At 47.1% G+C, this 19,667-nt stretch carries 18 protein-coding genes; 8 read left to right on the top strand and 10 right to left on the bottom strand.

What is annotated here, in order from left to right:
* Positions 1-27: 27 nt before the first annotated feature.
* Positions 28-1,095 carry a 3-phosphoserine/phosphohydroxythreonine transaminase gene (gene serC / locus SGRA_RS11270; RefSeq protein ID WP_015692817.1) on the bottom strand — a complete coding sequence of 356 codons (1,068 nt, stop codon included), beginning with the start codon at positions 1,093-1,095 and terminating at the stop codon, positions 28-30.
* Between the two features lie 28 nt (positions 1,096-1,123).
* Positions 1,124-1,465 carry a nucleotide pyrophosphohydrolase gene (locus tag SGRA_RS11265; RefSeq protein WP_015692816.1) on the bottom strand — a complete coding sequence of 114 codons (342 nt, stop codon included), beginning with the start codon at positions 1,463-1,465 and terminating at the stop codon, positions 1,124-1,126.
* A 53-nt stretch (positions 1,466-1,518) separates the two neighbouring features.
* On the opposite strand from SGRA_RS11265, the gene SGRA_RS11260 reads away from it, so the two are divergent.
* Both SGRA_RS11260 and SGRA_RS11255 read left to right on the top strand, forming a co-directional pair.
* A complete protein-coding gene (locus SGRA_RS11260) occupies positions 1,519-2,079 on the top strand; it encodes a DUF1415 domain-containing protein (protein ID WP_015692815.1) in 561 nt (186 codons plus the stop codon).
* A gap of 175 nt (positions 2,080-2,254) precedes the next feature.
* The gene (locus SGRA_RS11255) at positions 2,255-2,575 is read left to right on the top strand and encodes a hypothetical protein (protein ID WP_015692814.1); all 321 of its coding nucleotides are present in this window, start codon (positions 2,255-2,257) and stop codon (positions 2,573-2,575) included.
* Between the two features lie 219 nt (positions 2,576-2,794).
* Here SGRA_RS11255 and SGRA_RS11245 read toward each other — a convergent pair whose 3' ends face one another.
* The 5 genes from SGRA_RS11245 to SGRA_RS11220 all read right to left on the bottom strand — a co-directional run bounded on the left by SGRA_RS11245 (position 2,795) and on the right by SGRA_RS11220 (position 8,992).
* Positions 2,795-3,334, bottom strand: coding sequence for a hypothetical protein (locus tag SGRA_RS11245; protein ID WP_245538544.1), 540 nt, complete (start codon positions 3,332-3,334; stop codon positions 2,795-2,797).
* 48 nt (positions 3,335-3,382) lie between these two features.
* A complete protein-coding gene (locus tag SGRA_RS11240; protein WP_245538543.1) occupies positions 3,383-4,051 on the bottom strand; it encodes a hypothetical protein in 669 nt (222 codons plus the stop codon).
* Complete coding sequence (locus SGRA_RS11235; RefSeq protein ID WP_015692811.1) at positions 4,026-4,604, bottom strand: RNA polymerase sigma factor; 579 nt, start codon at positions 4,602-4,604, stop codon at positions 4,026-4,028. The genes SGRA_RS11240 and SGRA_RS11235 overlap by 26 nt, the downstream gene beginning before the upstream one ends.
* A 137-nt stretch (positions 4,605-4,741) precedes the next feature.
* Positions 4,742-6,295: an L-piperidine-6-carboxylate dehydrogenase gene (gene amaB, locus SGRA_RS11230; protein WP_015692810.1), complete on the bottom strand. Its 1,554-nt coding sequence runs from the start codon at positions 6,293-6,295 to the stop codon at positions 4,742-4,744.
* Between the two features lie 1,476 nt (positions 6,296-7,771).
* The gene (locus SGRA_RS11220; protein ID WP_015692807.1) at positions 7,772-8,992 is read right to left on the bottom strand and encodes an MFS transporter; all 1,221 of its coding nucleotides are present in this window, start codon (positions 8,990-8,992) and stop codon (positions 7,772-7,774) included.
* 261 nt (positions 8,993-9,253) lie between these two features.
* Between SGRA_RS11220 and rfbA the strand changes: the two genes are divergently transcribed.
* Both rfbA and SGRA_RS11210 read left to right on the top strand, forming a co-directional pair.
* On the top strand, positions 9,254-10,123 hold the full coding sequence (gene rfbA, locus SGRA_RS11215; protein WP_015692805.1) for a glucose-1-phosphate thymidylyltransferase RfbA: 870 nt from the start codon (positions 9,254-9,256) through the stop codon (positions 10,121-10,123).
* A 140-nt stretch (positions 10,124-10,263) separates the two neighbouring features.
* Entirely contained in the window at positions 10,264-11,586 is a 1,323-nt protein-coding gene (locus SGRA_RS11210) for a citrate (Si)-synthase (RefSeq protein WP_015692804.1), read from the top strand.
* A gap of 383 nt (positions 11,587-11,969) precedes the next feature.
* Here SGRA_RS11210 and SGRA_RS11200 read toward each other — a convergent pair whose 3' ends face one another.
* Together SGRA_RS11200 and SGRA_RS11195 are read right to left on the bottom strand one after the other, a co-directional pair.
* Entirely contained in the window at positions 11,970-12,419 is a 450-nt protein-coding gene (locus SGRA_RS11200) for a T9SS type A sorting domain-containing protein (protein WP_015692802.1), read from the bottom strand.
* Positions 12,420-12,631: 212 nt separating this feature from the next.
* Complete coding sequence (locus SGRA_RS11195; RefSeq protein ID WP_015692801.1) at positions 12,632-14,218, bottom strand: amidohydrolase family protein; 1,587 nt, start codon at positions 14,216-14,218, stop codon at positions 12,632-12,634.
* 496 nt (positions 14,219-14,714) lie between these two features.
* On the opposite strand from SGRA_RS11195, the gene SGRA_RS11190 reads away from it, so the two are divergent.
* Positions 14,715-15,341, top strand: coding sequence for a hypothetical protein (locus tag SGRA_RS11190; protein WP_015692800.1), 627 nt, complete (start codon positions 14,715-14,717; stop codon positions 15,339-15,341).
* Here the strand turns inward: SGRA_RS11190 and SGRA_RS11185 are convergent.
* A complete protein-coding gene (locus SGRA_RS11185) occupies positions 15,338-16,624 on the bottom strand; it encodes a 1-acyl-sn-glycerol-3-phosphate acyltransferase (RefSeq protein WP_015692799.1) in 1,287 nt (428 codons plus the stop codon). The two genes, SGRA_RS11190 and SGRA_RS11185, sit on opposite strands and share 4 nt — an antisense overlap.
* Positions 16,625-16,713: 89 nt before the next feature.
* On the opposite strand from SGRA_RS11185, the gene SGRA_RS11180 reads away from it, so the two are divergent.
* The 3 genes from SGRA_RS11180 to SGRA_RS11170 all read left to right on the top strand — a co-directional run bounded on the left by SGRA_RS11180 (position 16,714) and on the right by SGRA_RS11170 (position 19,666).
* A complete protein-coding gene (locus tag SGRA_RS11180) occupies positions 16,714-17,739 on the top strand; it encodes a M90 family metallopeptidase (RefSeq protein ID WP_015692798.1) in 1,026 nt (341 codons plus the stop codon).
* A gap of 256 nt (positions 17,740-17,995) precedes the next feature.
* Complete coding sequence (gene rbfA, locus SGRA_RS11175; RefSeq protein ID WP_015692796.1) at positions 17,996-18,403, top strand: 30S ribosome-binding factor RbfA; 408 nt, start codon at positions 17,996-17,998, stop codon at positions 18,401-18,403.
* Between the two features lie 12 nt (positions 18,404-18,415).
* On the top strand, positions 18,416-19,666 hold the full coding sequence (locus SGRA_RS11170) for an ABC transporter permease (protein ID WP_015692795.1): 1,251 nt from the start codon (positions 18,416-18,418) through the stop codon (positions 19,664-19,666).
* Position 19,667: the final 1 nt, after the last annotated feature.

Genomic DNA, 19,667 nt, shown 5'->3' with positions numbered 1-19,667 from the left:
TTTCAGGCGAGGGCTTTTGCATTTTCCCTATGGCTTAAAGTTGTTCAGCAAATCAACGAGATGTTGCACCGATGCCAAATCCATAGCATTGTACATAGAAGCCCGAAAGCCCCCCACCGATCGGTGGCCCTTCAAACCACTAATGCCATTGGCCTCGCAATAGGCCAAAAAGGCCGCCTCATGCGCTGCCGTATCCGCCACAAAACAGGCGTTCATGATAGAACGATCCGCCTTGGCTACGGTGGGACGGAAATTAGGATGCGCCTCTACCGCCTGATACAACAAATCGGCCTTTTCTTTATTCCGACGCTGCATGGCCTTTAAGCCACCCTGCCCCTGAATCCATCGCAAGGTCAACATAGATACATAAATGGGATATACCGGCGGTGTATTAAACATCGAGCCCTTTTTGACATGCGTCTGATAATCGAGCATGGTCGGAATCTGACGCTGGATGTTGCCCAAAATAGATTTGCGGACAATCACTAAGGTCACTCCCGCTGGCCCCAAGTTCTTCTGCGCCCCAGCATAAATTAAGTCGTATTGGTTGGCATCAATCGGGCGACTAAAAATGTCTGATGACATATCCGCAACCAATAAACAACCCTCGGGACGCTCTGGCAAATGATGAAACTGACTCCCCCGAACGGTATTGTTGGTCGTTATATGCAGGTATTTGCAATGGGCCGGAATCTGACAAGCTTTGGGAATATACGTATAGTCTTTATCCGCAGAACTACCCACAACGACTACCTCTCCAAAGTTTTTGGCCTCTTTGATGGCTTTGGTCGCCCATGTCCCCGTATCAATATAAGCCGCCGTTTCGCCTTCTCCCAACAAGTTCATCGGGACCATAAAAAACTGCGAGGAAGCCCCTCCCGTTAGGAAAAGTACCTCAAAGTCATCTTCTAGCTCCAAGAGTTCCCGCACCAAATCCCGAGCCTCATCCACTACAGCCGTAATCGGCTTAGAACGATGCGACATCTCTAAAATAGATAGCCCTTCTTGTCCAAATTCTTTTACCGCCTCGGCCGCTTCGGCCAAAACTGTGGCGGGTAAAATGGCTGGTCCAGCCGAAAAATTATGCTTCTTCATAAGGTTCTTTTTGTCAGCCAACTAGGGCCTATGATTTCAATTTGGGGTTGTTGGCATGCCGCTCGGCATCCCGAATTTTGCGCTTTTCCATAATATCCTCCAAGGCTTGGCCCAAATCTACCCCGGTCTGATTGGCCAAACAGAGCAATACAAACAAAATATCGCCCATCTCACTGCCCAAGTTCTCCTGAGCATTCGCCTCATCTTCAGGCCGCTTAAAGGATTGCTCCCCATATATGCGAGCCATCAAACGAGCCAACTCCCCCACCTCTTCCATCAAGATGGCCGTATTGGTCAACTCATTATAATAACGAACGCCTACCGTCTTGATCCAATGGTCTACGGCGGCCTGTGCTTCTTTTATTTCCATATTCTAATTTGCATTCTTTATCTTCGTCCAGAACTTGTTCAAAATAAGCTTTTATGCAAGAAAATAAAAATTCTAAGGCGATTCCAGCTACCCAAGCTTGGCTAAAATCAGTGGTGCTCGACCTCCAACTTTGCCCTTTTGCCTATGCCCCACACCGCCAAAATCGTATTGCCTACCACAGCTCTAAGGCCCAAACCGTAGAAGCGGCCCTGCTGGACCTTGAACAGGCTTTGCAAGAACTACAAGCTCATCCAGAAATTAGTACGAGCTTGCTCATTTTTGAAAGCGGCTTTACCCAGTTTTTTGATTATCTAGACCTGCTCGATCTGGCCGATCTGCTCATTGACCAACTCAATTTGCGCGGCCATTATCAACTCGCCAGTTTTCATCCCAAATACCTTTTTGCTGGCGAAGATGAACAGGCCAGCAGCCATTATAGCAACCGCTCGCCCTTTCCCATGCTCCACCTCATCCGAGAGGCAGAAATGGAACTGGCCCTGGCCCATTATCCGCAGCCCGAAAATATTCCTATCCGAAATCAAGCCCTGCTCAATGAACAGCCCCCTAGCTATTGGGCCAAAAAACTAGAGGATTGCTATCTCGCTGAGGGTTAATTTTTTTTTGGGGCTGCCCCGCCCTGCGGGCGGGTCGGGCTGTGTCAGGGCTCGCAGGTCTGCTCGGCCCTGCGCAAAAAATGCTTCGCATTTTTGCTGGGTCTGGCCCTTCGGGCCACCCTTTTCCATCCCTCAGCCAGTCGCTTCGCTCCTCTACATCCAAAAATATACAGCCATGTCGATTTCTGCCTTAAGTACTATTTTGGCCAAGGATTTTCCCGCTTTACAGGCCCAAGAAGAGGCCCAATTAGAAGAAGCTTTGGCCCAAGCCCTACTCCCCTATCTAGATCCTCTGCAAGAGGCTTTTTTTCAGCTTTGTTACCGCTGGGATATTCCCGAACATAAGGTCCGACAGATTTTGGAGCAGCCCCAAAATGAAGCCATCAATATTTTACTGGCCCAATTGTTTATTGCTCGGGCCAAAGAAAAATGGGCCTACCGCCAAGCTTATCCCCAAAAAGAAGCCGATGAAGAAGATGGGGTCTCTGCTTGGTAGAAAGGAAGGCCAAACCAAAGCCCTGCGCTTCGGCCTAGGGGCCTGAAAGGGGGCCGCGAAGCGGCAGACCAAGCTTTTTGAGCGTAGCGAAAAAAGCGAAGGGCCGAGCAGACCTGCGAGCCCTGCAAGGGCCCGGCCGCCGAAGGCGGCAGGCCCCAAAACAAAAAAAAAGGCCCGCCAAAGCAGACCTTCTTTTCCAAAGCATGACTGAGATTAACCCTAATCTCTGGGGGGCGGAGGAGGACCATCGCCACGCTCTCCGCGATGATGCTTGCCCCCTCTGCGGTGCTTGCCGCCATGATGTTTTCCATCTTTATGATGGCCTTTCATGGCCTTGAGCACCTCTCTTTTAAAGCCTCTTTCAGCCTTTTGAAGCATGAGTACTTTGCGCAAAGGTAAAACCTTTTTAAACTCCTTATGGTATTTGCGCTCTAGGGCAATATGCTTTTCTTTGAGCTTCATTCTTTCTTCAAAAGCACCCTCTACCTCTTTGTCTGACATCAAAGCCAGATCTTTTTGATGTAGGGCTTTGCCTGCTTTGCGCAAAGCTTTTTTCTCTTCTTTAAAGGCCTCGTATACGGGCCAAAACTTTTTAGCCTCATCACTAGACAATTCTAGCTCTTTGGTTAAATACGCAATGCGAAGGGCTTGCATACGCTCCTTGCGGGGACCGTCTTCTTTGGGGCCATCTACCGGGGGTTGTGCATTGAGGCCCAAGCCACCCAATAAGAGTAGCATCATAAATGATAAATATTTCATAGTCATCAGAATTTAGATTGTTGTTTAGGAACTGCCTGTTGAAGCAGCTTAGTTGAGCAAATCATCTTCAAGATCGTCTAGAACATCCAGATCTAGATACTCTTGAAGCTCGTCGTTGTTTGTTTCTTCTAGTAGTTCGTTTTCTAGGCTAATGCCATTGGCTGGGGGAAGCAAATTGGCTTCTAGTTGGTCCAAGGTCTGATCATCGACATAAGCCATGAGGTCATCCATAGGCAAATCATCGAGTTCGGCCAAGAGGTAGGTTTCGGCCATTTCACTATTGATGGCCATGCTGTTGTTGTTGAGCCGAGGGCTGGAGAATAGCCAAAAGCTAACAGCTCCCGCCAATAGGGCCACAGAGGCAGCTAGGCCTAATTTTGGCCAAAGGCGGTTCTTCTTTTTCCGAGCTCTATTCTTCTTGAGGTCCAAGAGGTTTTGCTCAAAGTAGCCAATTGGGGGAGCGCTGCGTTCTTCCGCTAAGGGCTTTTTATGTTGGGCCAAAAAGGGACTGATACTAGCCAGTTCGTCTTCGGCCTGCAGGCGCTCTTCTAGGCGCTGGGGTAATTTTTGGAAATAATCCCTTGGGGGAGCAGTTCGACTTTGGGGCAAGGGCTGCCGATGCTTGGCCAAGAGCGGACTCATATCCGCTAGCTCTGCCCAAACTTCTGCTCCTTTTTTGGGGTCCTTCATCTTATTGCTGTTTAATGTAGTTTTCAATTTTTTTCACGGCATGATGATAACTGGCCTTCAGGCTACCGACCGAAAGTTCTAGGATCTCGGCCATATCTTGATAGGGCATTTCATCATAGTAGCGAAGCAAAAATACTTGTCGCTGTCTATCGGGCAAAAGGGCGATAGCCTCTTGCAATAGGTTTTGAATATCTTCTGCGGGCAAGTAGCTATCGGCTTGGGCGGGCGCCTGATGGTCCAAAAGCTCCAGACTTTCGGTCCGATGCCGCTTGCGCTTGCGCAAGTGGCTCAGGGCCTCATTGGTGGCAATTCGGTAGAGCCAGGTATAGAGTTTAGACTGTCCTCTAAACTTATCAATCCCCTTATAGACCTTAATAAAGGTATTTTGCAAGACCTCATCGGCTTCTTCATGAGGGCCTAGCATTCCTCTCAAATGCCAGTATAGGCGCTCTTGATATTGTTGCACCAACTGGCTAAAAGCACGCTCGAAGCTTAGCGGCATTTGGAGTTGCTGTAGCAATTCTTGCTCTTCTGGTTGTAGGTAACTACTTTCTTCTAGGGCCATTTTCATTTTGTTCATAGACCATCTTCCTTGTTTCGCTTCTAGGATACCCCAAAAGGGCCGAGGTTTAATGCCTGTTTATTTTTCCTGACTTATTATACAAAAAAAGGGCTGCGAAAGATCTTCCGCAGCCCCTTAGTAATTAGCTATTTAGCTTAGAAATCAAATTTGATTCCCTGCGCCAAAGGTACATCTGCACCATAGTTAATCGTATTGGTTTGGCGACGCATATAGGCCTTCCAAGCGTCAGAGCCCGACTCACGTCCTCCACCAGTTTCTTTTTCTCCACCAAAAGCACCTCCAATTTCAGCTCCAGAAGTACCAATGTTTACGTTGGCAATTCCGCAATCAGAACCCTGAGCAGAAAGGAAGAGCTCGGCCTCGCGGATAGAATCGGTCATAATGGCCGAAGACAATCCTTGAGGAACATCATTTTGCATGGCAATGGCCTCTTCCAAATCGCTGTACTTGAGCAAGTAAAGGATAGGGGCAAAAGTTTCTGTTTTTACGATATCAAATTGCTCGCTTACCTCAATCAAACAAGGCTTCACATAGCAACCGCTTTCATAACCTTCACCTTCCAATACACCCCCTTCAACCAAGACGTTTCCGCCAGCGGCTTTAGCGGCTTCAATAGCGGCTAGATAAGTGTTTACAGAATCTTGGTCGATCAATGGACCAACATGGTTATTCTGGTCCAAAGGATTACCAATGCGAAGTTGGGGGTAAGCATTCACCAACAACTCTTTTACTTTATCATAAACAGAATCGTGAACGATGAGGCGACGAGTAGACGTACAACGCTGTCCGCAAGTACCTACGGCACCAAAGATGGTAGCGGTTAGGGTCACTTTTAGGTCAGCCTGAGGCGTAACGATAATGGCGTTGTTTCCGCCCAATTCCAAAAGGGTTTTACCAAAGCGGCCAGCTACTGTTTGGCCCACAATGCGGCCCATACGGCTAGAACCTGTAGCAGAGATCAATGGAATGCGCTCGTCATTGGTCATCCATTCCCCTACATGATAATCGCCAGTAACGATTGCCGAAAGTCCTTCGGGCAATTTATTCTCTTGCAAAACCTCTTTCAAGATATTCTGGCAAGCAATAGCACAAAGAGGAGCCTTTTCAGAGCCTTTCCAGATACAAACATCGCCACAAACGAGGGCAATCATGGCATTCCAAGACCAAACGGCCACGGGGAAATTAAAGGCAGAGATAATCCCTACGATCCCTAGCGGATGCCATTGCTCATACATTCTGTGGTTGGGGCGCTCCGATTTCATGCTGAGGCCATAAAGTTGGCGCGAAAGTCCAACAGCAAAGTCACAGATATCAATCATTTCCTGTACTTCACCCCAGCCTTCTTGCAGGCTTTTTCCCATTTCATAAGACACTAGGCGGCCCAAAGCGTCTTTGTGGCGGCGCAATGCTTCTCCATATTGGCGAACGATTTCGCCACGTTGAGGGGCAGGCGTAGTTCTCCAGCTCTTAAAAGCGGCTTGTCCAGCCGATACGATACGCTCATATTCGGCCTGGCTAGTGGCATATACCTTAGCGATCAAGGCGCCATCTACTGGAGAGTAGGAAGAAATCAGGGGCGCATTGGCCTCATGAAAATCCTCTAAGCCTGTGCTGCTACCGGCATTGACCTCGGCCAATCCTAGTTCTTTGAGCACTTGGCTCATGTCAATTTGCTCTGCTGTTTGCATGTTGCTGTAATTTTGTGTTCAAAAATCTTTTCAAAGATAACAGAAACCGAAAGTTCTGCCAAATAGGGAGGAACTAAAGGCTTGTTTTTATTCTATTCTTATTGTTTTGGGGCTGCCCCTCCCTGCGGTCGGGTCGGGCTGTGTCGTGGCTCGCAGGTCTGCTCGGCCCTGCGCAAAATTCGCTACGCTCATTTTGCTGGGTCTGCGGCTGCGCCGCACCACTTTCCATCCCTCAGCCGCGGGCCTTCGGCCCTTTTTAAGCCACCTTTGGGCCTACTATAATATCGCTTTTTATGGGCTGTTCTTTGGTGCTTAGGTATACAGAAGGGGAATTTATTTTGTCTCGGCCAGCTAGAAAACTGAGGCTAAAAACGAGACTGTTTAAAATTTTGTGTTTCCCCTTTTTGCTGCCTAGGGACAAGCCCCTAGGCTAGCTTTTTCAGACAGCCCTCTAAAGAGGGCCTTTAGATAAGGTTCTTCTCTGCGACAACAACTGAACCAGGCCTTGTAATCAATAGTTGAGGCCCTCGCAGAGGGCTGACTCCATTGGATTAGCCTAGGGGCTTGTCCCTGGGCGACTATTGGCCAAATCCTAAGCAGCTAAAGGCCCAAATTTTATTCTAATACACAAAATCCTGAACAGTCCCGAACAGCCTAAAAACCTATAATGCACGTCCTCTAAGTCTATCAGCTAGGTCCCTGAACCCCATGAGGTACGTCCCTGAACCCCATGAGGTACGTCCCTAAACCCCATGAGGTACCTTCCTATACTCCATCAGATACGTCCCTAAACCCCATTGACGACGTCCTGAACTCCATGAGGTACGTCCCCATACTCCATTGGATAGGTCCCTAAACCCCATTGACGACGTCTTGAACCCCATGAGGTAGGTTCCTAAACCCCTAATTATACGTCTAGAGACCTCAAAATAGACGTCCTGGGACGTCTATTTGGGGTCCTACAACCTATATCATGGACTTCCACAACCTATATCGTACACTTCCATAACGTATATTAGACACTTTCGCAACCTATACCATGAAGTTCAGGACGTCTCTTAAGCAGTACAACTACTGCATAACAACAGTAAATTACTCCATCAAAGCAGTACAAGCACGACATAGCAACAGTAAAAGAGTAGAACCAAAGACTAAAGAAGAGAAATGGGAGATAAAAAGAGGGGAAACAGGGGCTAGAACAACTACAAGCCAAGAGAAAGAAAACAAATCCAGCCAATCAGCGAAGGGAAAACACCAAATTTTAAACTGTCCAGAAAAAGCGGCCCAGCCGCCGAAGAAAATCGCCCAAAGAAAGACAAAAGATGAGCGGCCCAGCGCTGCGCAGCCGTGGCCGCAGGCCAGACCAAGGAGCAAAGCGACGCAGGGCCGAGCAGACCTGCGAGCGGCGCAGCATAGCGGCGGCCGCCTTGGCTTTGCCAAGGCGGCCGCGGGCCCCAAAATAAAAGGAGAAAGAGGTTATTCAGCTTCTTTTAGCGGGACAATCTTTCGGCCCAAGAAAATGGCCAAGAACGTCAGGCCCACCGCCAAATAGCCCAAATAATTATAATTGCCAATAGCAACGACATCGGTATTTTTTTGGGCAATTTCGACCACAATATTTCCGCTAATGAGGGCAGCCATACCGGCGGCCAATTGTTGCATAGCCGTATTTAGGCTCATAAACCCGGCCCGGTACTTTCGTTCTACGCTAGAGACCACCATCGTAGTAGAGGGAATAATTCGGCCACTAATGAGGATAAAAAAGAGGGAGCTGGCCAAAAGGGCGAAAGGGATCCCATAATCGGGTAAATGCGTGATCAGCAGCAGGGGGAGAATGGATAAAATGGCAAAAGTGACAAAGATATTTTTATGTCCTTTTTTATCGGCTAGGCGGCCAATAGCGGGGCCAGTAAAGAGCGTAAGGAGTCCCCCACAGAGATAAATATAGACCAATTGAATCTCGCTAAAGCCGATATTGCCCACCATAAAAGGGCTGATATAGGGAATAATCATAAACTGTCCGAGGACCAGCAAGAGCGTCATGCCCAAAGCACGGAGTTGATTGGGATTGCTAAAGGTACGCTGAATAATGCTGAGCGCTGGCGCCTTGGGTCCCTCCTCCTTACTTTCTAAATTGGGGATAAAATACCAAAGGCCGATCAAAACGGGCAAAGAAGCCAGGGCCAAAATCAGGAAAGGCCAGCGCCAGTTGCCCATACTAGCCATATAAATACCAAAAGGCACCCCAAAGGCGGCGGCAGCAGAAAAGGCAGCCATAACCACCCCCATAGCAGAGGCGCGTTTTTCTAGGCTAAAGACATCGCCGATTAGCGAAAGCACCAGGGCATTGAGCAAGCCACCAAAAAGGCCCGTTAGGATACGGGCGAGGACCAGAGTTTCGTAGCTATTGACCAAGCCACAGGCAAGAGTTCCCAGCCAAAAGCCCGCATAGGTCCATAAAAGCGCCTTTTTTCGATCCAATCGGTCAATAAAAAAAGCACTAGCCAAAACGGTAGCGCCTGCACTGAAGGTATAAGAAGAAACGAGGACCCCAAACTCCTTAGCCGAGATATCGAGTACTCGCATAAGTTGTGGGCCAAGTGGCATAAGGACCATAAAGTCCATAATGTGCGTAAACTTTGCCCCGGCCAAACTAAAAAGTAAGAGTTTTTCGCTGGAGCTAAATTTTATTTTCATAATGTTGAGATTTGAATGCAGTAGGCAAAACAAAATAAGGCCCTAAAGGTTGCTTACTTTTTTTTGCTTTTGTTTTCGGAATGTCGCAAATATGGCTATTTTTAGGCGCAAACAAAGGCCCTTAACAGACTTTAGTAGGGCTTTAAAAGAAGCCTAAAGTCTGTGGGGCTAGCTTAAAAAAGCTAGCTTTTTTTGGGATAAATATTGAATTATCTATATATTGACTTTTGTGCAAAAGTCAGAGAACAAAGCCATAAAATCATGAAAGGAATTATTCTAGCCGGTGGGCAAGGAACGCGTTTGTATCCATTGACATTAGCGGTAAGTAAGCAGCTCATGCCGGTTTATGATAAGCCTATGATTTACTATCCTTTATCGACCTTAATGTCGGCGGGAATTAGAGAAATCTTGATTATTTCTACGCCTCACGACCTGCCTAACTTCCAGAAACTATTGGGTGATGGCAGTCAGATTGGTTGCCAGTTTAGTTATATCGAGCAGCCCAAGCCGGAGGGCATTGCCCAGGCCTTTATTTTGGCGGAGGACTTTATTGGGGGAGATTCGGTAGCCCTTATTTTGGGCGACAATATTTTTTACGGAGACCGTTTAGATGAGCAACTTCAGGCGGCCACAAAAGTGGAGGGCGGTTTAGTATTTGCCTATCCAGTTTCTGATCCGGAGCGTTATGGAGTAGTAGAATTTGATAAAGATCGTCAGGCGATTTCTATTGAGGAGAAGCCCCAGACGCCCAAATCTAATTATGCGGTACCGGGCATTTACTTTTATGACAATGACGTAATAGAAATTGCTCGTAACTTGGAGCCTTCTGCTAGAGGGGAGTTAGAGATTACGGATGTGAACTTGCACTATCTCAAGGCGGGCCGTTTGAAGGTTAGCCCGATGGGTAGAGGAATTGCTTGGTTAGATACGGGCACGCATGCCTCCTTGATGCAGGCGGGTCAGTTTATTGAGGTCATTGAGCAACGTCAGGGCCTTAAGATTGGCTGTATTGAAGAAGTGGCCTATCAGATGGGCTTTATTGATGCGGAACAACTAGCCCAATTGGGCGAGAAATATAAAAAGAGTGGGTATGGCGAGTACTTGTTGCACCTACTCAAAATGGGACTGTAAACTTTGGGAGTAAGCCATTGGCCGAACAAACAACCTTTTTAACTTATAGTTGTTGCTACATTGGTTTTATTCCCCATCCATATTATCACCAAAATTATCAAGCTCATTGCTGATAATGACATATTAAATATAAAATTCAAATGGACGCCTTAAAACAAAAATTTGCGGAGAAAGCCGCTGCGCTCTTTCAGGAAAACCGAGCAATGCTCAAAGAACATGGAGATAAGATTATCGACCAAGTTGCTATTCGCCAGTTATATGGTGGTATGCGCGGCATGAAAAGTATGATTTGGGAGACTTCTGAGCTAGATGCCTATGAAGGGATCCGTTTCCGGGGCTACTCGATCCGTGAGCTACGCAAGTTGTTGCCCAAGGCGCCCAACTGCAAGGAGCCTCTACCCGAGGGATTGTTCTGGCTCATGCTAGTCGGTGAAATTCCTAGCCAAGAGGAGGTGAACTGGCTAACAGAAGAATGGAAAAAGAGAGGAGAACTTCCTGCTCGCACCACTGCTATGCTAGACGCTATGCCTGCAGATACTCACCCCATGACTCAATTGAGTATGGGAATTCTATCGCTACAAAACGATAGCGTTTTTGCCAAGCGCTATGAGGAGGGCATGCCCAAGAATGAATATTGGGATGCTTACTATGAAGATAGCATGAACCTCATTGCTAAGCTTCCTCGCTTGGCGGCTTATATCTACCGCCGTACTTTCCACAATAATGAGCATATTGCTGCTGATCCTAGCCTAGATTGGGGAGCCAACTTTGCTCATATGCTTGGTATTTCTGAGCATGCGGACTTTAAGTCATTGATGCGTTTGTACCTCACTATTCATGCAGATCATGAAGGTGGAAATGCCTCTGCACACAGCACGCATTTGGTCGGTTCTACGCTTAGCGATCCTTATTACTCACTCTCTGGTGGTATGAACGCCTTGGCGGGCCCCCTTCACGGTTTGGCCAACCAAGAGGTGATCAAATGGATCTTGGAAATGGTAGAAGAACTAGGTACCGATACGCCCACCAACGAGCAAATTACAGAATACATCAACCAAACTTTGGAAGCCGGTAAGGTGATCCCTGGCTACGGTCATGCGGTTCTTCGCCAGCCCGATCCTCGTTATATTGCTCAGCGCCACTTTGCCGAGGAGTACATCAAGGATGACGCTATTGTCAGCATCGTTTGGAAGCTCTTCACTATTGTTCCTCCCATCCTTCAGGATTTGGGCAAAGTGAAAAACCCTTGGCCCAATGTAGATGCTCACTCTGGTGCGCTACTCATGCACTATGGCCTCAAAGAGTTTAGCTTCTACACTGTACTTTTTGGCGTGTCTCGCGCCATGGGTGTTTTGGCCGCCGGCGTTTGGTCTCGTGCCCTCGGTATGCCACTAGAGCGTCCTAAGTCAATGACTTCTAAAGCCATCAAAGAGTTTTTGAAGAAAAGCACTGTAGAAGGATAATTTCCTGCCTAACAGCATAAACTAAAGCCCATAGCAACACAAGTTGTTATGGGCTTTTTTATAATGGGCCTCCGCTGCGGCTACGCCTTGCGGCGCTACCTTTACTCCCTTTGGTCGTTGAACGGCGAACTAAAGTTCTTGTTGTCGCAGCTCGATGTTTTTTGGGGCCTCCCGCCTGCGGCGGGCGCTACGTTTCGCAGCTCGCAGGTCTGCTCGGCCCTTCGCCGCCTTCAGCGGCTCGGTCTGGCCCTGCGGGCCCCTGCTGCACATCGCTAGGCCTGCGGCCCTTCGGGCCTGCAAAACCGCAAAAGGGCCAAATATGGGCATAAAAAAAGGGCAGCAGAACAAACTGCTACCCTTTATACATTTCAGACGACAGGAGATTACTGACGCTTGATAGTTACTTTGCGGTTAAGCTCAGCACCAGACTCATCAGTGATCTGGAACATGTAAGTTCCGTCATCGAGAGTTTCTACATTAAGTGCGTTGTAGTTGCTACCTTCGTTAACTTCCATCACACGGTGGGCAGCCAACTCATAACCTTCTTCATCGAACATTTTCATGGTTACGTCCTTCTGCTCTTCAGACTTTAGAGAGAAAACGAAAACATCATTTTCAACGGGATCATCAGAAGCGATCATCTCGATGTTCATTACTTTGGCTACTTTTTCAGCGGCCATAAGGCTAGTGTAGATAGTAGCTACAACTTCTTTGTCGTCACCATTGTCCATAAGTAGAACAACAGCTACCATTTTGTCCTCATTTTGAGGTGCAGCAAATGCGAAGCTATTAAAAGCGAGCACAAATGCAAGTACAGCGGTTAGGATTCTCATAATGCATTAGTTTAAGAATGATAAAAATAGAATTCTAGAATAAAAGTAGGGGGCAAAAGTCAGATTTCCAAATATTTAGGTCACCTTAACCCATAATTAATTTCTATTCATCTATCAATAACGGCATTTGGCCTAATATATTGGCCTTTCTGACGTAATTCTACTTAAAAGAAATGCAGTTTCCGCTATTTAGCTATATAAAATTTTGAATTTTAACCTTCCGACAAATAGCTAGGTAAATTGCGCAGGGCAAAATTTCGTCCATTTTCGTACATAAATTTGCGTATAATTTCTTCTGGGCTAAGGTCAAACATCAGGGCCTCTACTTCTTCTTTAGTAAAGAGATCAAAGATAGCTTCTGGTTCCTGCAAAAAGGCATAAAGGTCTTGTGCCAAAAGGGGCATATCGGCAGAGCTAGCATAGCATTCAAAGGGGGCAATCATGCCGTCAAAGTCAGAGCCTAGGGCCAATATATCCCAGGCAGAGGGTTCGTTTACAGCCTTTACGGTAGCAAAAACATTGGCCATAATGACCTGAACATAGAGTTTTCTTCTTTGGGCCGAGCCTTCTACGGTTTGTTCTACGGCCTTTTTGGCCTTATTGCCCATCAGGCGGTATTTATCTAGCATGATGCCGACAATGCCTTTAGATTGATGTATTTGGCGAATATCCTCATCGGCCAGGCTGATGGTCCAGCGATTGAGGTAAGCATGTTTATTTTTGGCCTTATTGTCTTTGCGCTTAAAGGCCTTATCATGAATAGAGCAGCCCGCTACTGTAGAATGCGAGCTAATGATGCCTACGGTATCTCCTTGGGCGCGGAGCTCTTCTAGATAGCTGTAGTACCAAAGACGAGCATCTAGACTCATATGTTTTACATCGACTAAAATGCGGCGACCATTTTCTTGGTCTAGCATTTTCTTAATCACTTTTTTGCCCAAGGGGGTCAGCCCCTCTCCTACTCCTTTTTTGCCTCCAAACACAAAGGTTTGTAGTCCGCTAAAGGTTCTGGCATGTCCAGAAAGGCCGTTCCAGAAAAAGTGGTTGATGTTCATGCTCAAAATGGGCTGCTCCAAATAATCCTCCTTACCTTCGGTCAGGGGCAAAACCCCTTTCATACGGTCCACATTCTTGAGGTAGAACTGGGCATACTCTTCTGTTTGAGAAATATCATTTTCTTCTAAGGAAAGCCCCAAACTATGCCCGCCCTCTATATTTAATACAATGGCCAGTTTATGCTCATCGGCCAAGAGCTCTTGCAGATGCTCTCGACTTTTGGCCACCTCATACTGCTTGGGCATGGCATTCATATAATAATTTTGGCCCTCTGCCGCCAATACATATTCTATATTGGCCCGCAAATCTTCATAGTAGTTAATCTGGGCCTTACGGCAGGGCATATCCTCAAGCTCTACTCCAGAGACACAGGCCATGGTCCCCTTCCCCTTTTTCTTTTCATTCAGTAAACGCACATGCATCATTCCCTTTTCTAAAGGCGTAAGCGATAAAAAGCCTAGGCCCACATTTCCCTGCATTAAGCCCTCAAAATGACATTGCGAATAGCGAGGGACCTCCTTAGAGCTGCTCACAAATAATTTAGATAACTTGCCCTCACAATTATGATTGATGGGCTCCCAAATACTATAACTACAAACATCCAAAGAATTGAAAGGCTTGAGCGCAGAATGTAAATGCACATCCGTATAAGGAAAATCTAAAAGGCTAAAAGATGTCGCCTTTTGGGCCGATAAAGAAAGCCCGAGCAGTAAAAAAAAGGGGAGGAAGGAGACTTTTTTCATTTTTTTGATTGTACGTTTATTTAATTTATAAAATTGTATAAAAAAAAGTAGTGCTTTTGGCCCTACTAGTTGTTTCTAATATAGGCATTTTTATTGGGTAATCAACTAATTGTCAAAATTTTGTTATCGTATACTGACCAATTTTTGGCGCTACAAAGGGCCGAAGGCCCGCGGCTGAGGGATGGAAAGGGTGGCCGAAGGCCAGACCGAGCTTTTTGAGCGAAGCGAAAAAAGCGATGGGCCGAGCAGAGCTGCGAGCCCGGCACAGCCCGACCCGCCCGCAGGGCGGGGCAGCCCCAAATAAAAATAAGGAATAAACAGGCTTTATCGAACCTAGAGCCCCCTGTTTTCGTCTATACTAAAAGACTTTGTACGATCGTTTAATTTACTAAAGAAAACTTAACTTTTGGTAAGATATTTGGTCTAAATAGAGACAGCATTGGCCCCTTATTGGGCCTTATTTTTTAGCTAAAAAGCAGTTTTACGCCCTAATTTTATGTTTAACCTCAACTATCAAGCGCCCAGGCCTATTCATGTTCCGCTAACGGTTAACCGACAGCGGGCGGTTTTGGAGCATTATATTCAACCCGAAACCAAGCTAGAGCAGATTCTCTTGATGGATCCGGCTTGGCTGCGTGGTGCCTTTTGGGGTAAGCCTCGACCTGGCCATCCCGAGGGGCAAATTCTTTTTCATATCCAAGATGTTTTGGCCAATATTAATGCCGTGAATTTTTCGGCCGATGTGCGCCAAGATCTTCGTTTGGTGGCTATTATTCACGATACCTTTAAGTATTTGGAGGAAAGCCAGCGCCCCAGAAGAGATTGGTCTAAGCATCATGCGGCAATTGCTAAGCGCTTTGCCAAAAATTACTTGAGCGATGAGCGGCTTTTGCAACTGATTGCCCTGCATGATGAAGCCTATTATGCTTGGAAATTTTGGCAAAAAGGCCGCAAGGAGGAGGCAGAAAATAAACTGGCCCAAACTTTTAAGCAGCTTGGGCCAGAAAATAAACAGCTCTTCTATAACTTCTTTAAATGTGATACTTGGACGGGCAACAAGACCCAACAGCCCATTGCCTGGTTCGAAAATAAAGTGAAGGATATTGATACTTTTCAGTTCTAAAGATCAAAATCTTGACGCAAGGCCTGCAATAGCGATTTTCCTCGCTCTTGCAGGCTTTCTTTTTGGCTAGCGCCCAATTTCATCCAACGCAGTTTGGCCAAAAATAAAAGGGCCGCATCTCGCATCCGAACATAAAATAAGCTGAGGCAAAGGACCAATACGGGCAAAAGCAAACCCAAGCCACCAAAGTAAATCAAGCCCAAAATACTCCAAATTAAGCTGTAAGGCAGCCAACAAATTAGGGCAAAGGCCATGGCCATAGGGCCCCAAAAATGCTGACTTTTAGGCGAGCGGATAAAATGCGCCCTCAAGGCCCGAATAGCCGTAAATAAGGGCCAAGAAAGTAGCCAACCCGCCAAATAGAGCGGCAAAAACAAAATAAATAAAACAGGCGAAATTGGGTTTGGCTGAAAAATGGCCAAGGGCAATTTATGCTCGGCCAAAGTCCCAAAATAATCTCGACAAGCGGCCAAATGCTGCGCTTTTTTCTCTTCCTCCAAGGCATTGAGCTGCTCGGTTAAGCGCTGATCTTCGCCTAAGGCTCCCGCATCGGCCTGTAGGAAGCCAGTGGCTTGGCCCTGGCCCTGACGGGCAAAACTGTAGAGGTATTCGGCCAGTTCTTCATCCTCTTCTCGCTCTATCCAAATGACTTCTTTGGCCAAGGCTTCCCGCATGGCGTAGGTCAATAACTTGGCCCCTCTTTGTGGGTCTTTTTGGTAATCTTCGTCAAAATCTCGGACCGAAAAGCGCTCGCCAATGCTAATTTTGACCTCCGCCCGCCAATTTTTATGATGGCTAAAGTTGACCCCAATGGGCAAAACTTGCAAATCTTGGCCCGCTGGCAATTGCTCCAAAGTAGAGAGCGCCAAACGTGCCGTGCCCGTCCGAAAATGCCGCAAACGCTTTTCCATCACGCAATTTCCCTCTGGCGCAATGACCACCGCCAAGCCCTCTTTTAGATAAGCTTGCGATTGCTGCATAGTCGAGGCATTTTGGTCCAACTTCCGCAGCCCTTCCTCGGCCCGCATGATGGGCAAAATGTGAATTTGCCGATAAAACCAACGGGCCCAAGGATTAGTAAAAACCGACGCCCTGGCCCAATAATAAATAGAGCGGGGCAGAAATGCCCCCAAAATGAGCATTTCCGTAAAAGCAGTCGAATGATTGACAATAATCAATAAGGGCCCATTTTTAGGCAAACTCTGCTTTTGTCGCCAATACATACGGCGAAAAAAACCAAAGAGCAATAAGCGAACAAACTGGCGCAATACGGTATAAATCATAAACTAGATATTGGAGGGCAAAACTAGCAGTTTTTAAGCTAAAAGCGGTATTTTCAAGCCAAACTCCAAGCTTCATCTTAGATTTGCCTATGCTACTCTCCGCCAAAAAAGTCCGTATCAATCAACTGCTATCCCTAGCTATTGTGCTCATTATTAGCGCGACCTTTCATCTATTTACCTTTGTTAGCGCCGTTACTCCCGAGATCTTAATTATACTCATACTGACCAACTTTGTCGTCAGCTATAATATATATAGCATTCTGACCAAAAAATACAGAGAACGGCAAAAGCTAGAAAACACGCCTTTCCCCGAAAAATGGCGGGAGATTTTAGAGGAGTATGTGGCCTTTTATCGCGCCCTTTCTGAAGTAGATAAAAGACGCTTTGAAACCGAAATCCAAATCTTTTTGCATGAAACCCGAGTGACGGGCGTCAAAACTGAGGTGGATGACCTCACCTTGGTCTTAGCTGCCGCCAGCGCCGAAATTCCCGTTTTTAGTTTTCCCGATTGGGAGTATGAAAACTTAGGCGAAATCCTTATTTATCCCGGCGCTTTTGATAAAAATTTTCGCACCGAAGGCCATGGCCGCTCCGTTTGGGGCATGGTGGGCACGGGTGTGATGCAGGGCATGATGATTCTCTCTAAACCGGCCCTAATTTCTGGCTTCCAAAATTCTGGCGATAAGCTCAATGTGGGCATTCATGAGTTTGCTCATTTGCTAGATGCCGCCGATGGCAACTACGATGGGGTGCCCGAGGTCTTTTTACAAAATCAATATTTGGAGCCTTGGCTAGAGGTCATGCACAAAGAAATTGAGAACATCAAGGCGGGCAAATCGAATATGAATCCCTATGGGGCCACTAATAAGGTGGAATTTTTTGCCGTGGCCAGCGAATACTTCTTTGAGCGGCCCGAAGTTATGCAAAAAAGAGAGCCCGAGCTTTACGAGCTGATGCAAAAGATTTTCCAACAAGATACCAAACAGCATTTTCGCCTAGCGGCCCAAGCCATGATTGGCTATAATGGGCGCAAACTGGGCCGCAACAGCCCTTGTCCCTGCGGCAGTGGCAAAAAGTACAAACAATGCTGCCTTAAAAATGCTCGTCAGTATTAAGGGAATTTGGGGCTTTAAGCTTCTGAACGATAAAATTAAAAAAGCTGCCCGCTCTTTTTTACCTTTGCGTTTGGCCCATTGGCTAGGCGTTTATTGGCCTAGCGCTGTGTAGGGGTGGCCGTTAGGCCAGACCAAGGCGGCAAAGCCGCCGCAGGGCCGAGCAGACCTGCGAGCCCCGACAACATAGCGGCGGCCAAGGGAGGCCAAAGGCCGAACTGGCCGCAGGCCCCAAAATCAGCATAAAATAATAATAGAAATGGAACAGCAAACGATAAAGCAGCGGCAAGTAGCTGCTATGATTCAAAGAGAATTTTCTGTGGTCCTCCAAAATGAAGGCCGCCTCATTTATGGCGATGCTTTGGTGACCGTTACCCGAGTGCGCATGAGCTCTGATATGGGGATTGCTTATATTTATCTCAGCGTCTATAATAGCGTATACAAGCAGGAAGTCATTAAGGAAATGTGGGAAAATTTGGTACGTTTGCGGACCGAATTGGGCAAGCGCATTCGCAAGCAGGTGCGTCGCATTCCTCGCCTCAAGTTTTTTATTGATGACACCTTGGACCAGGTGGAAGAGATCGATAAGCTCTTTCAGAAAATCAATGGAGAAAAGAATACGATGCGCTCGATGAAAGAGGCGCAGCAGGACCGTGAAGAGGACTAAATCCCCCAACTTATGCGTTTAGCCTTTTGGATTGCCCTGCGCTATATTTTTTCTAAGAAATCGACCAATGCCATTCATTTGATCTCTGCCATCTCGGTTTTCGGGATTGGCCTAGGGAGTATGGCCCTATTGGTCATTATGTCGGTCTTTAATGGCTTTGAGGAATTGCTCCAAAGCCTGATGAATAGCTTCAAACCGGAGCTTTTGGTCTCGCCTATAGAGGGCAAAGTTTTTTCTCCAGAAGAAGAGCAAATTTTGCGTTTGCAAGATCATCCCGACATTTTGGCCCTCAGCCAAACCTTAGAAGAAATTGCCCTTTTTGAGTATGAGGGCCGGCAAAATTTGGGCAGTCTAAAAGGTGTAGACCCTAGTTTTTGGGAGGTCTTGAGCTTGGATACCTGCATTGAGCGAGGCAAGCGGCCTTTGCCCAAAGACTTTGCCGATGATAGCCAGCCGGTGGGCTTGCTCGGCGCTACTTTGGAGCATACCTTAGGGCTGCGGGCCCTACGCGATCGGCCGGTAAAAATTTTTATGCCCAAAAGAGAGCTAAAAAAGTATACGGCCACCACGGGAGAGCCTTTTCGCAAGCGGAACTTTTATCCGGGGGCCATTTATGCGGTTCGGCAAATTGACTATGATAATATGGCCATTTTGCCCCTGGCTTTTGTCCAAGATGTATTGGCTTATAAGGCGGGAGAAATCTCGGCTTTGGAGCTGCGCCTGCGGCCTGGCGCCAATGAGCAAAGCGTTCAAGCTGCTGTTCAGGAAATTATGGGCCCCAACTTTAAGGTCCAAAACCGCTACCAACAAGATGAGGCCTTTTATAAAATTACCAATATGGAAAAATGGGTGGGCTTTCTGATCTTTGCCTTCACCCTGCTTTTGGTGGCCTTCAATATGGTGGGTGCGCTCTGGATGCTGGTCCTAGAAAAAAAGGCCGATATTGCCCATCTGCAAGCCATGGGCGCCCAAAAATCGCTTTTGCGCAACATCTTTTTGGCCGAGGGCTTTTTGCTCTCTGCCTTTGGCCTCTTTGGCGGCTGCCTAATGGCCGTTTTGCTTTGCCTTTTGCAGCAGGAATTTGGCTTGGTGGCCTTAGAAGGGGCCGGCAGCAACTTTGTGGTCCAATCTTATCCCGTGAGCATGCGCCTAAGCGACTTTCTGATTGTCATTATTACCGTTTTAACTATAGGAACTGGGGCCGCTTATTTGCCCGCCTTACGAGCAAGTCGCATTAGTTCTGGACCAAATCAAGCCGATTAAG

It is taken from the genome of Saprospira grandis str. Lewin (genome assembly GCF_000250635.1).
In the GTDB taxonomy this organism is placed as follows: Bacteria; Bacteroidota; Bacteroidia; order Chitinophagales; family Saprospiraceae; genus Saprospira; species Saprospira grandis.
Note: the sequence above shows the minus strand (reverse complement) of the source record. Positions and strands in the feature narration are given on the sequence as shown.